Below are 12,972 nucleotides of genomic sequence, written 5' to 3'. Positions count from 1 at the left end.
ACGTTTCGCCTGATAATCACGTCCGCCACGATGAGGAGAGTAACCATGTCAACAAATGCAGCGCTGCCCGACACGATGAAAGCGATTGAAATCAGCCAACCGGGCGCTCCCGACGTTCTGGTCGTTACCGAACGCCCGGTGCCCGTTCCGCAAGCGGGCGAACTGCTGGTGAAAATCGCCGCCGCCGGCGTTAACCGCCCCGACGTGCTGCAGCGCCAGGGGAACTATGCCCCGCCGCCCGGCGCCTCAGATATCCCCGGCCTGGAAATTGCCGGCGAAGTGGTGGCCATCGGTGAAGGCGTGACCCACTTCGCGCTCGGCGATCGGGTTTGCGCCCTTATCGCCGGCGGTGGCTATGCGGAATACTGCACCGTGCATGAAAGCAATGCGTTGCCGGTGCCGGCGGGGCTGAGCCTGACCGAGGCCGCCGCGCTGCCGGAAACCTTCTTCACCGTCTGGGTCAACGTGTTCCAGCGCGGTCATCTCAAAGCCGGCGAAACCGTGTTGATCCATGGCGGCACCTCCGGCATCGGCACGGTCGCCACCATGCTGGCGAAGGCCTTCTGCGCCCAGGTGATCACCACCGTCGGCTCCGAAGAGAAACGTCAGGCCAGCCTGGCGCTGGGCGCCGACGTGGCGATTAATTACCGCAGCGAAGACTTTGTCGCACGCACCAAAGACGCCACCAACGGTAAAGGCGCCGACGTCATCGTCGACCTGATCGCTGGCGATTATGTCGCCAAAAACTATCAGGCCGCAGCGATGGAAGGCCGCATCGTGCAAATCGGCACGCAAAACGGCGTGGTGAAAGAGCTCAATCTGATGCCGCTGCTGCTGAAACGCCTGACCCATACCGGGTCGACGTTACGCTCGCGCAGCGTGGCGGACAAAGCGCAGATTGCCGCCGAGCTGCGCGAAAAGGTTTGGCCGCTGCTGGAGCGCGGCGTGCTGAAACCGCAAATTTTTAAAACCTTCCCGCTTGAGCAGGCCGCCGCCGCGCATACGCTGATGGAGTCCAGCGAGCACATCGGCAAGATCATGCTGACGTTCTGAGCCTATTCCCCGCGGCCGGTGCTGCGGGGAAACCGATGCCGCACTCAGGGAATGATGCCGCGGCGGCGGAACTCATCGAACAGCGAGAAAAACATGGCTTCGGTTTCGACAAACTGGTGGAAACCGAAGCGCCGCGCCTTGCTGCCATCCGCGAACATGTCATAGTCCCAGGAAAAGACGAAATCGGCGAAACGCCAGCCGGCCACCGCGCGATAGTCCGGTTCGGCCAATTGGTGCCGCTGCGCCAACTCCCGCCACAGCGACGCTTTGTCCGCCATCATGCTCTCCAGCGGCATCGGCAGCGGCGGCGCACATTCCAGCCCAAAGTAAGCGGCGATTTTCGGCCACATCTCGCTCCAGCGAAACAGATCGCCGTTGTTGATATTAAACGCCTGATTGGCCGCCGCCGGCTCGGTCGCCGCCCACAGCGTGGCGCGCGCCAACAGCCCGGCCTCGGTCATTTCCAGCAGGCTGTGGTAAGCGCCCGGTTTACCCGGGAAGCGCAACGGCAGCCCGAGCGCTTTGCTGATCGAGGCGTAAACCGCGATGCTTAACGCCAGATTCATCGGATTGCCGAGGGAGAAGCCCCCCACCACGCTTGGACGGATGGCGCTCCAACGCCAGCGCTTGCCGGCCTGCCGCTGCGCCAGATACTGCTGCTGCGCCACGTTAAACTCCGGCGGCATATGCCCGGCGTCGCTTTCGCGCGCCGGCGTTTTAAACGGCCCCAAATGCGCGCCATACACCTTATAGCCCTGCATCAGGCTGATATGTTCCAACGCCGGCGCGACCGGCTCCAGCTCCTCGACGACGTGTTGCAGCATCTGCAGGTTCGGCGCCACCAGCCCCGCCCAGTCCGGCGCATCCTGATAGGCGGCATAGAAAACGTGGCTAATCGCGCTCAGCGGCCGCAGCGCGTCGCGCGTCGCCGCCGCATCCAGCAGATCAACCTGAAGGTGGCGCACTCCCGGCGCCGGTTGCCCACCCCGCCGCGAGACGCCCACCACTGGCCAGCCCTGTCCGGCCAGTTCCTCAATCAATCGGCGCCCAATCACGCCATTGGCGCCGATCACCAATGCCTGCCGCTTTGCATTCATCTTGTCACTCCTCGGGTTATCGATGCCCTGAGTGTCATTGATTAGTAATGCTTGCGGTAGAAGAGACTTTCCACTAACACTTATAAGAAAAATCTAGAGGCAAGATCGACATGGATAAGCTGAACGCCATGAAAACCTTTATGCGGGTGGCGGAGCTGGGCAGCCTGTCGGCCGCCGCTCGCGATCTGCGTTTGACGCAGCCGGCGGTCAGTCAGCAAATCGCCGGCCTGGAGCAGCAACTCGGGGCCCAACTGCTGTTTCGCAGCACCCGGGCGGTCACCCTGACCGATGCCGGCAGCAGTTATTATCAGCGCCTCAAACCGATTCTGGCGGCGGTCGACGAAGCGGAAGAAGCGCTGCGCGGCCAGCGCCACCAGTTACAGGGCAATCTGCGCATTCATGCCCCGACCGGGTTCGGGCAGTTGCACGTCACGCCGCTGGCCATCGCTTTCCAGCAACGTCATCCGAGCCTCGCCATCGAGCTGCTGCTGGACGATCGTCGCGCCGACGTGATCGGCGAAGGCATCGACGTAGCGCTGCGTTTCGGTGAACTGCATGCGCCCGGCATGGTGGCGAAACGTTTGGGCGAGCTGCAACGCCTGCTGGTGGCGTCACCGGCCTATCTGGACAAACATGGCACGCCCCGTTCGCCGGCGGAGCTGGCTAAACATGCGCACATTCGTTACAGCGGTTTGAACGACGGCGATACGCTCACTCTGTTCGGGCCGCACGGCCCCGAGATGGTTGCAGTGCGGCCCACGTTCCGCGCCAACAATACGCTATCGCTGCTGGCCGCCATTGAGGCTGGAGCCGGTATCGGCGGCGCCCAACGACCGTTAATCGCCGAGCAGCTGGCGACGGGGGCGCTGGTGCCCGTTTTGCCGGAATACCGCTACCCGCCCATGGCGCTGCACGCGGTCTATCCCGCCTTACGTTTTATTCCGGAGAAAGTGCGCGCCTGGGTGGCGCATCTGCAGCAGGCGTTGACGGCGATCGAGGGAATTAGCGGAGTGAAGGCTCCCGGCCAGGCGCCGGGAGCCTAATCATTATTTGAACAGTTTACCGACCATATCGCCCAGCTCGTTGCTGTCTTGCTGAACTTCACCGTTTGGTGAGGCGGCATCCGCGACCGTTGGCAAGAACTGCGCAATGGTGCTGGACGCCTGTGCCGGATCGATGCCCAGCTTTTCAGCCAGTTGGTTGATGGCGTCGCTACCCAACGCCTGCTGCACATGGTCGCCGGTAATCGACTGATTTTCGCCATTGCCGAGCCAGGAACCGACGATATCGCCGAACTGCCCCTGACGGAACTTGTCCAAAATGGCCTGCAGGCCGCCTTGTTGCTCGACCCACTGCATAATGGCGATGTAGTCGATACCTTTACCACCGTTGGCGCCGCCGCCCAGAATGTTACCCAATACGCTATCGAACAGACCCATGATATTCCCCTTTCAGCGGGTACGGCCCGCGCCGCACCGCCGGATTGATTTCACGAAAAAGGGCCGCCGCGGCGACCCTGTTGAGCAACGGCTGCTTAGCCTTTGATCTTCCTGTAGACAAAAAGCACCACCAGAGCACCGATTACCGCCACCACAAAGCTGCCCAGGTTAAAACCGTCAACGCGGCCCATACCGAAGAAGGTGCTGATATAGCCGCCGACGACGGCGCCCACGATCCCCAATATAACGGTCACAATAAAGCCGCCGCCGTCTTTGCCCGGCATAATCCACTTGGCCAGGATACCGGCGATTAAACCAAAAATGATCCAGGAAATGATGCCCATCTTTACTCTCCCTATTACCTTTTGCCTAACAGAAATCCTATTACCAGGCCCACGACGGCGCCGGCGCCTATCCCCGCCCAAGGGTTATCCTTAAGGCAGGCACATGATTGCTCGAGCGCTGCTTTTACACCGCTGCTCACTTCGCAGGCGGTGGTTTTCACGTAGTCGCTCGGTTGCTCAACACCGTTTAGATCGTCATTTTCATATGACATGTCAAACCCTTACAGACCAACTCTCTGAGAATTTCGTCACATGTTTCGCGCCAGGCGCCGTCCGCTCCGCGATCTTGCTCTGGGCAATCTGCCCGCTGCCGCTCAATGCGGAGGCGTCCGGCGGCAAACGCACAACTTCACACTATGACTATAGTAAAAAATCAGCGGTTTACCCATTTCCGTCCGTCTGAATTTCACCATACAAAAAACGATCTGATTTCATCCCACTGTCATCTTGCAAGGCTAAACTTTAAACACATCCTCCTGGAGGAAACGCCAATGTTCAATGCCCCCGTAGTCCTGATCCTCGCGCTACTGTACGCACTGGCCGCCGCTTGGGACGGTTCCGCGGCGTTACTGTTTCATTGAGGTTACATAGCCGTTGTCACTTTTGCGATGCGCTTAATTGTGTCTTTATTTTTCAATTTCGCCAGCCGGTTGAAATAGCGGAAAATATCCCCTCCTCCCTCGGTAAAAATCCTATTTCGCTTCGTTTTTCGCCTGCGTTTAAATAAAGCGTAAAAAAAGCATTAATGGAAAATCCTGTTTAGCACAAAATATTCTATCATCTTCCTTATGGAAATTTGGGTTAAGGTCCCATTGGGAAAGAAAAGGAATAACAGGAAAAATGCTTTCTAACCAACGCTTTGAGCGCGAATTCTTGCGCCCTCGTTATTGGTTGTTGTGGATAGGACTGGGAATACTCTATCTCTTGGTATTACTGCCCTACCCGCTCATTTATCGGCTCGGACACGGCCTTGGCAGAATAGCCATGCGCCTAATGAAACGCCGGGTAAAAATAGCGCGCCGCAATTTAGAACTCTGCTTCCCCGCGATGCCCGCCGCCGAGCGCGAGGCGCTGATCGTCAAAAATTTTGAGTCCGTCGGCATGGGGCTGTTCGAAGTCGGCATGGCCTGGTTCTGGCCCGACTGGCGCATCGCCCGCTGGTTCAAGGTGAGCGGCATGGAAAACATGCGGTTGGCGCGTCAGGACGGCAAAGGCGTTCTGCTGATCGGTCTGCATTTCCTGACGCTGGAACTGGGCGCGCGCATTTTCGGCATGCAAAACCCCGGCATCGGCGTGCACCGCCCGCACAACAACAAGCTGATGGAATGGGTACAGACCCGCGGCCGGCTGCGCTCGAATAAATTCATGATCGATCGTAAAGATATCAAAGGCATGATCCGCAACCTGAAACAGGGCGAAATCCTGTGGTACGCGCCGGATCACGATTATGGGCCGCAAAGTAGCGTATTCACACCGTTCTTCGCCGTGGAAAATGCCGCCACGACCACCGGCACCTTTATCCTAGCGCGCATGGGGCGGCCGTCGATCGTGCCTTTCGTGCCGCGCCGCCTGCCAAACGCTCAGGGCTATGAGCTGATCGTGCAGCCGCCGTTGACGGACTTCCCGCTGGATGATGAAACGCGCGCGGCGGCCATGATGAACCGCGTGGTGGAAGAACAGGTGCTGCTGGCGCCCGATCAATACATGTGGTTGCACCGCCGCTTTAAAACCCGCCCACCCGGCGAGCCGTCGCTGTATTAACCGCGTTCGCGCCTTTGCCCGTCCTACCGGCGGCGAAGGCGCTCACCTCGCACGAGCATTCTACGTCAGGGGGACTACACTAATAAGTCACCGACGGCAATTATTGCCGCCAGCAATCATTTCTTCCCGCCCGAGGGCCGGTCGTTGCCTGTCGGGCCACAACCGAGGTCAATGTCATGCTGGTACAACCCTATTTGTTCTTCAGCGGCAACTGTGAGCAAGCGATTAACTTCTATGTACAGCAGTTGAATGCCAAAATTGAAATGGTCATGCGCTTCAAAGACATGCCCGAAGAAGCCCGCCAAGGCGGGCCGGAGGACGTCAATCCTGAAGCGATCATGCATGCGCGCCTGCTGATCGGCGACGGCGTACTGATGGCCTCCGACGGCTGTCCGCAAGATGACAGCGGCGGTGCTTCCCACAAAGGTTTCTCGCTGTCGCTGAACCCCAGCGATGCGGAACAAGGACGCAAACTGTTCGACAATCTGGCGCAGGGCGGCCAGGTGACGATGCCTTACCAAGCCACCTTCTGGGCCAAAGGTTTTGGCATGCTGACCGACAAATTCGGCGTCAACTGGATGATCAACGTCGAATAACCCCGCATGGCGCCGCTAGCTGTAGCGGTGCCAGTCATACGCCGCTTTGGCGAACAGCGCGAACAGCAGCGCCAACAGCGCCAATCCCAACCGCCAATAGGGCGACCGGCGGCGGCGCCAGGCGAAGTACATCATCACCGCCAGCGTTCCCAGCGTAAGGGGGTAATACACCGCCAGCGTCAGTAAAGCGATAATGATGTAATCAGACATTGCTCTTTCACTCCGAGGTGCTCACACCGCCGCTGATGCGGGCTGCGATCGACCTTTCGCCTTATCGCCTCGTTAAAGGCTAGAGGTCTGGCGCATTTATGCATAAAATATAAGATTGCTCTTAACTCAAACTGAATAGTAATCACACAACAAGGGTGACATGACTCAGCAGCAACCCATACAGGATGCCGTGCCGGCGCGCAGCGTTAAAAGCTCCCCATTATTATTTCAGGCCGGCGTGTTTGTCATCATCGTTGCCGCCACGCTGATCCTCTTTAACAGCTGGCAAATCTGGAACGCACACCAGCGCGATCTGCGCAGCGCCGAGCATGAATCCGCCAACCTCGCCCGCTCGCTGGCGCAGCATGCCGACGATACTTTCATGCAGGTGGACGGCAATCTGCTCGATCTGACCGAACGTCTCCAGAACGACGGATTGGGGCCCTCGCAATTGACCCGGCTGCAGCGGGTGATGCAAACGCAGGTCGGCAACCTGCCGCAGCTGCATGGGCTGTTTCTCTACGATGCGCGCGGCCGCTGGCTGGCGACCTCCTCGGGCAAATTCATCAAGAACGCCAACAATGCCGATCGCGATTACTTCATATACCATCAAAACCGCGACGACGGCGGCCTGTACATCGGCAAGGTGATCCGCAGCCGCACCACCGGCGATCTGATCATTCCCGTTTCGCGGCGTTTCAACAACCCGGACGGCAGCTTTGGCGGCGTAGTGCTGGCGACGTTGTACATCGATTATTTCCGCCAGTTTTACGACAGCTTCGCCCTCAACACCGACGCCTCACTGAACCTGCTGCTGGCGGACGGCACCATCCTTTACCGCCGCCCTTACTCGGCGGCGTCGATCGGTAAAAACATCGCCAAGGGCGTGCTGTTCAGCGAAATTTTGCCGCATTCGGAATTCGGTAACGCCACCATCACCTCGCTGTACGATAAAGTAGAGCGCATCTACGGCTATTCGCGGGTCAACCGCTTTCCGCTGGTGATCGCCGCCGGGCTGTCGAAACGCGACGCGCTGGCGGACTGGCGCACCGACGCCGGGCTGTTCGCCGCCGGCGGCCTCTCGCTGCTGGTGATCCTGTTGGCGATGGGCATGGTGCTGCTGCGGCAAATCAAGCACAGCATGCAAACCGAAGCTGAGCTGATGCGTACCCGCGATCAGTTGACCAGCATCAACCAGATGCTCGAAGAGCTGGCGCTGCTGGACGGCCTGACCGGGCTGGCCAACCGCCGCCAGTTTGATATCGCGCTGAAGAACGAGCTGGCGCGGGCTTCGCGCAACTACCGCAGCGTGGCGCTGCTGATGCTGGATATCGACTATTTCAAACAGTACAACGACAGCTATGGCCACGTCGCCGGTGACCAATGCCTGCAGCAGATCGGCCAAACGCTCAAAGGGTTGGCGTGCCGCAGCAACGACGTTCTGGCGCGTTACGGCGGCGAAGAGATGGGGATTATCCTGCCGGATACCGACGTCCAGGGCGCACTGATTTTCGCCGAACGCGTCATCAACGCGGTGCGCGATCTGAAAATTCCGCATCAGGGTAATCCGCACGGCATCGTCACCATCAGCATCGGTATCTGCGCCAAAGTGCCGCATATGTATAACGATACGCCGATCAGCTTTATCAATGAGGCGGACAGTGCGTTGTATCAGGCCAAGAAAAAAGGCAAAAACTGCATTTACGGCGCTTAATCATTAATCGGGCCACCAAAATTTGGCGGCCCGATTTATTACTAACCCAAATGAAATAATTCCCCTCCGCAACATTATTTCCCCGGTTTACCCTGCGCTCTGGATAAAATAACGCCAATAATAAGCGCAATATTTATTTATATTAAAATTCAATGAGATAAAAAACTCGCCATTCCGCAGACAATTCGTGCCATTTTTGATTATTCGTGCCTACACGTAGCTCCGTTTAGCCCTCGTTTACTTTTCATTGGTATTGCCGGTGATACTCTTATCAGGACTATTCTCTATATCAGGAAGCCATCGCACGCTTCGGCGCACTGCGCCCTGCTGATACATCCATAATAGAACCCACAAATTTCACGTTGCAATTGGGCGGCCTGTTGACGCCGCTCCAGCCAGCCACGGCGCAAGCCAGTGCAGCCAACCACGCGGCAACCTGAAAGCGGGAATAAAGCGATATAGATTTGCGAGGAGATCTCATGCCTACTGGCGATATTATGCGTGAACAGGCCGTCCTGACGCTGCCGTTGCGACAATGGGCGGCAGCGGAAGCATCCAGCGCGGTCAGCGAACTGGAACAGGGCAAGGTGCTGTTTCTGCCCGAGCTGGCCTTCACTCTATCTGAGCAGGAAATGCCGCTGCTGGATCCGACGTTGGTCGATCCGAAGCGCAAAAACATCAGCTATCAACCGCTGTCCGGCAAACTGAGCGGCGTCGCCGTCGCGGAACGCCGGCAACAGGTTCAGCAACTGCTGGAGCGCTATTATCAATCTTGCCGCCAGCTGATCGCCGGGCTGTTGCCCGAGTATCAGGAGGCGCTGCACCACCCCACCGGCAGCCTGCGTTTGCACCCGGTTTCCGCCTGGCGGGCGACCAGTTCCTGGCGCAAAGACGACAGCCGCCTGCACGTTGACGCTTTCCCGTCGCGCCCGAACTACGGCGAACGCATTCTGCGCATTTTCACCAACATCAACCCGCACGGCGAGCGTCGCCAATGGCGCGTCGGCGAGCCGTTTCCTGAACTTGCGCAACGCTTTATGCCGCGCCTCGCGCGCTATTCCGCCTTCAGCAGCTGGCTGCAGCACCAGGTGCGCATCACCAAAACCCGGCGCAGCCATTATGACCACCTGATGCTGCAGTTGCATGACGCCATGAAGGCCGACGGTGATTATCAGCAACGGGGTCCGCAGCTGGCGCTGGAATTCCCGCCGGGCAGCAGCTGGATTTGCTTCTCGGATCAAACGCCGCACGCCGCGATGGGCGGCCAGTTTATGTTGGAACAGACCTTCCTGTTGCCGGTGAACAAGATGCAGGATCCGCAGCGTTCGCCGCTGAAAGTGTTGGAACAGCTGCGCGGGCAGCCGCTGATCTGAATGACTCGCCGCCGCCGGGATGCCGGCGGCGGCGGCGGCGAAACGCGCATTATGCCTCGAAGTCCCCTTGCTGGCGCGCCACCAGCGTCAGGATGCTGTACAGCGCCACCGGTTGCTGCTCCTGATTCAACACCTGAACATCCCACACCACCACGCCGTGCGGCCGATCTTCGGCGGTTTTTTGCGGCTTGCGGATTTTCTTTTTGCAGGTCAGCCGCACCTGAATGGTGTCGCCGATCTTCACCGGTTCGATAAAGCGCAGATTCTCCATGCCATAGTTGGCGATCACCGGCCCGACGGCGGCGTCGACAAACAGCCCAGCCGCGGCGGACACCACAAAGTAACCGTGCGCCACCCGCTCGCCGAACAGCGAATCGGCAGCGCCGATCTTGTCCATGTGCGCGTAAAAGTGGTCGCCGCTCAGGCAGGCGAAGTTGACGATATCCGCTTCGGTCACGGTGCGGCGCGCGGTCAACAGGCTGTCGCCCAGCTGCAGCTGCTCGAAGTATTTCCGGAACGGGTGCACCGGGTGTTCGGCGACCGGCGCGCCGCGCACCCATTCGCCGCCGATGGCCGCCAGCATCGCCGGGCTGCCCTGGATCGCCGTGCGCTGCATATAGTGCTTCACCGCGCGCAGTCCACCCAGCTCTTCACCGCCGCCGGCGCGCCCCGGGCCGCCGTGCACCAGCATCGGCAGCGGCGAACCGTGGCCGGTGGACTCCGCCGCCGCCTGTTCATCCAAAATCAACATGCGGCCATGGGCGCACGCCGCCGCGCGAATGAATCGCTTGGCCAATGCCGGATCGGCGGTCACCAGCGATCCCGCCAGGCTGCCCTGCCCCAGCAACGCCAACGCGATCGCCTGCTCGGTATCCGCATACGGCATCAGCGTCGCCACCGGGCCGAAGGCCTCAGTGCCGTGCACCGCCTGATGGGTGAACGGATCGGCGCAATACAGCAGGGTCGGCGGATAAAACGCCCCGCCGCGCGCGCCGTCGCCCATGACTTCCAGCTTATCCAGCGACGCGCCGCACAGCGGTTCGCAGCCGTTGCGCAGCAGGAACTCCACCTTGCTTTGCACATCATCACGCTGCTCGTGGCTGACCAGCGCCCCCATGCGCACCTGCTCCAACTGCGGGTCGCCCACCGTCACTCCCGCCAGACGCTGCAGCAAGGCCTGACGTACCGCCGCCACCTGCGCCGCCGGCACGATGATGCGGCGGATCGCGGTGCATTTCTGCCCCGCCTTGGCAGTCATTTCACGGCACACTTCTTTGATAAACAGCGCAAATTCCGGCATCTCCGGCGTCACGTCTTCCGCCAGCACGCAGCAGTTGAGCGAATCCGCCTCCATGGTGAACGCGATCGATTTTTCCAACAGGCGCGGATGCGCCCGCAGCCGCTGCCCGGTCTGCGCCGAGCCGGTAAAGGTCACCGCATCCTGGTAATCCAGGTGCGCAAACATGTCGCCGACGCCGCCGCATACCAACTGCAGCGCCCCTTCCGGCACCAGCCCGCTGTCGACAATCAGCCTGACCATCGCCTGCGTCAGTTGCGCGGTGGCGGTGGCCGGCTTGATGATGGCTGGCATGCCCGCCAGCCAGGTCGGCGCCAGTTTTTCCAGCATGCCCCAGCAAGGGAAGTTGAAGGCGTTGATATGCAGCGCCACGCCGGGGCGCGAGGTCAATACGTGGCGGGCGGCGAACTGCGCCTGCTTCGACAGCGGGATCAGCTCATCTTCCGGCCACAGCGTATCATCCGGCAGATCGCGGCCGGCCATGCCGGCATAGGCGAACAGCGTGGCGATGCCGCCTTCGATATCGACCCAGCCGTCGCCGCGCGTCGCGCCGGTTTGATAGGAAATCTGATACAGCGCCTCTTTATGCGCCAGCAGGTGTTTCGCCACCGCTTTCAGCATCTGGGCGCGCTGCTGGAATGTCATGTGCGCCAGCGCCGGGCCGCCGTGGCTGCGCGCATAGCTCAGGCTCGCCGCTAACGGCAGGCCGTCGGAGCAGACCTGGTACAACGCTTCGCCGGTCACGGCGTGACGGATCTCGCGCGCCTCTCCCTGCCCGTACACCCAGGCGCCAGAAAGATAACTGTGTAACTGCTGCATGTGCCCTCCGGAATTCATAAATTTTCACCATACAGCTTAATTACGTATCACATAAATGCCAGTCGACGCCAAACTCAATTTTAACAAAAAAAGAACAAGAAGCGCTTTCAAGCCGATTTTCCGGCGTTAATACGGAGTCATTGCTTTTATTTATTAAATAAAATCAAAGAATTAACACAAACACTTGTGAGTGAGCTCGCAAAACCACATAAATCTCGTTTGATCTTTTTGTTATCAGTTTGTAGCCTCATGGTTAGTTAAAGTGATTCACATTTTTATATTTAATGTGAAAAATACGAATCACCAAGAGGCAAGCATGACAACTGACGCACAGTATCAGCAGCATTTCGACGACAAGATCGCGGCGGATATCGCCATTGAGGCCAAAGACTGGATGCCGGACGCCTATCGTCAGAACCTGATTCGGCAAATCGGCCAACACGCCCACTCGGAAGTCATCGGCATGCTGCCGGAAGCCAACTGGCTGACGCGCGCCCCCACGCTGCGCCGCAAGGCGGTGCTGCTGGCCAAAGTGCAGGATGAGGCCGGCCACGGTCTGTACCTCTACAGCGCCGCCGAGACCCTCGGCTGTTCGCGCCAGGACATCTACCAAAAGATGCTCGACGGCAAGATGAAGTACTCCTCTATCTTCAATTACCCCACGCTCAACTGGGCGGATATCGGCGTGATCGGCTGGCTGGTCGACGGCGCCGCCATCGTCAACCAGGTGGCGCTGTGCCGCGCGTCCTACGGCCCCTATGCGCGGGCGATGGTGAAGATCTGCAAAGAGGAAAGCTTCCACCAGCGCCAGGGCTACGAGGCGGTAATGGCGATGGCCAACGGCAGCGACACGCAGCGCGCCATGCTGCAGGACGCCATCGATCGCTTCTGGTGGCCGGTGCTGATGATGTTCGGCCCGAGCGACGCCGACTCCCCCCACAGCGCCCAGAGCATGGCGTGGAAGATCAAACGCCACAGCAACGATGAGCTGCGGCAGAAGTTCGTCGACAACACCGTACCGCAGCTGGAAGCGCTGGGCATGACGGCGCCGGATCCGGATCTGCACTGGGATGCCGCCGCCGGCCACTATCACTTCGGCGAGATCGACTGGAGCGAGCTGCATGAGGTGATCAAAGGGCGTGGCCAATGTAACCACGAACGCCTGCAGGCCAAACGCCGCGCCTGGGAAGACGGCGCCTGGGTGCGTGACGGCGCCATGGCTCACGCCGCGAAAAACGCCGCTTCCGCCGCATAGCCAACATAAGGAAC

13 protein-coding genes are annotated in these 12,972 nt (G+C 59.6%); 7 read left to right on the top strand and 6 right to left on the bottom strand.

The window, feature by feature from the left end:
• The first annotated feature begins 45 nt into the window (after positions 1-45).
• On the top strand, positions 46-1,053 hold the full coding sequence (locus ACMGGK_RS08210) for an NAD(P)H-quinone oxidoreductase (protein ID WP_176062993.1): 1,008 nt from the start codon (positions 46-48) through the stop codon (positions 1,051-1,053).
• A 44-nt stretch (positions 1,054-1,097) separates the two neighbouring features.
• Here the strand turns inward: ACMGGK_RS08210 and ACMGGK_RS08205 are convergent, their stop codons facing one another.
• Entirely contained in the window at positions 1,098-2,150 is a 1,053-nt protein-coding gene (locus ACMGGK_RS08205) for an SDR family oxidoreductase (RefSeq protein WP_206194792.1), read from the bottom strand.
• A gap of 110 nt (positions 2,151-2,260) precedes the next feature.
• Between ACMGGK_RS08205 and ACMGGK_RS08200 the strand changes: the two genes are divergently transcribed.
• Entirely contained in the window at positions 2,261-3,193 is a 933-nt protein-coding gene (locus tag ACMGGK_RS08200; protein WP_033639977.1) for a LysR family transcriptional regulator, read from the top strand.
• A gap of 3 nt (positions 3,194-3,196) precedes the next feature.
• Here ACMGGK_RS08200 and ACMGGK_RS08195 read toward each other — a convergent pair whose 3' ends face one another.
• From ACMGGK_RS08195 to ACMGGK_RS08185, 3 genes are all read right to left on the bottom strand, one after another.
• On the bottom strand, positions 3,197-3,589 hold the full coding sequence (locus tag ACMGGK_RS08195; RefSeq protein WP_016927203.1) for a YidB family protein: 393 nt from the start codon (positions 3,587-3,589) through the stop codon (positions 3,197-3,199).
• A 95-nt stretch (positions 3,590-3,684) separates the two neighbouring features.
• Entirely contained in the window at positions 3,685-3,933 is a 249-nt protein-coding gene (locus ACMGGK_RS08190) for a GlsB/YeaQ/YmgE family stress response membrane protein (protein ID WP_004935146.1), read from the bottom strand.
• Positions 3,934-3,947: 14 nt separating this feature from the next.
• Positions 3,948-4,145: a glycine zipper domain-containing protein gene (locus ACMGGK_RS08185; RefSeq protein ID WP_004935148.1), complete on the bottom strand. Its 198-nt coding sequence runs from the start codon at positions 4,143-4,145 to the stop codon at positions 3,948-3,950.
• 628 nt (positions 4,146-4,773) lie between these two features.
• Here ACMGGK_RS08185 and ACMGGK_RS08180 point away from each other — a divergent pair.
• Positions 4,774-5,694, top strand: coding sequence for a Kdo(2)-lipid IV(A) acyltransferase (locus ACMGGK_RS08180; RefSeq protein WP_028128135.1), 921 nt, complete (start codon positions 4,774-4,776; stop codon positions 5,692-5,694).
• Between the two features lie 176 nt (positions 5,695-5,870).
• Positions 5,871-6,290: a VOC family metalloprotein YjdN gene (gene yjdN / locus ACMGGK_RS08175; protein ID WP_016927200.1), complete on the top strand. Its 420-nt coding sequence runs from the start codon at positions 5,871-5,873 to the stop codon at positions 6,288-6,290.
• A gap of 15 nt (positions 6,291-6,305) precedes the next feature.
• On the opposite strand, the gene ACMGGK_RS08170 is transcribed toward yjdN, so the two are convergent.
• On the bottom strand, positions 6,306-6,500 hold the full coding sequence (locus ACMGGK_RS08170) for a hypothetical protein (protein WP_016927199.1): 195 nt from the start codon (positions 6,498-6,500) through the stop codon (positions 6,306-6,308).
• A 160-nt stretch (positions 6,501-6,660) separates the two neighbouring features.
• On the opposite strand from ACMGGK_RS08170, the gene ACMGGK_RS08165 reads away from it, so the two are divergent.
• Together ACMGGK_RS08165 and ACMGGK_RS08160 are read left to right on the top strand one after the other, a co-directional pair.
• Positions 6,661-8,214 carry a sensor domain-containing diguanylate cyclase gene (locus ACMGGK_RS08165; protein ID WP_033639975.1) on the top strand — a complete coding sequence of 518 codons (1,554 nt, stop codon included), beginning with the start codon at positions 6,661-6,663 and terminating at the stop codon, positions 8,212-8,214.
• 479 nt (positions 8,215-8,693) lie between these two features.
• On the top strand, positions 8,694-9,587 hold the full coding sequence (locus ACMGGK_RS08160) for a Kdo hydroxylase family protein (protein WP_028128136.1): 894 nt from the start codon (positions 8,694-8,696) through the stop codon (positions 9,585-9,587).
• Positions 9,588-9,636: 49 nt separating this feature from the next.
• Here ACMGGK_RS08160 and paaZ read toward each other — a convergent pair whose 3' ends face one another.
• Positions 9,637-11,703: a phenylacetic acid degradation bifunctional protein PaaZ gene (paaZ, locus tag ACMGGK_RS08155; protein ID WP_016927196.1), complete on the bottom strand. Its 2,067-nt coding sequence runs from the start codon at positions 11,701-11,703 to the stop codon at positions 9,637-9,639.
• Positions 11,704-12,019: 316 nt separating this feature from the next.
• Here paaZ and paaA point away from each other — a divergent pair, with 316 nt between their 5' ends.
• A complete protein-coding gene (gene paaA, locus ACMGGK_RS08150) occupies positions 12,020-12,958 on the top strand; it encodes a 1,2-phenylacetyl-CoA epoxidase subunit PaaA (protein WP_049300290.1) in 939 nt (312 codons plus the stop codon).
• The last annotated feature ends 14 nt before the right edge of the window (positions 12,959-12,972 follow it).

The organism is Serratia sp. BNK-33-b, from assembly GCF_048684565.1.
Classification (GTDB): Bacteria; Pseudomonadota; Gammaproteobacteria; order Enterobacterales; family Enterobacteriaceae; genus Serratia; species Serratia marcescens.
The sequence above is the reverse complement of the archived record's forward strand: the minus strand, read 5'-3'. Positions and strand labels throughout refer to the sequence as shown.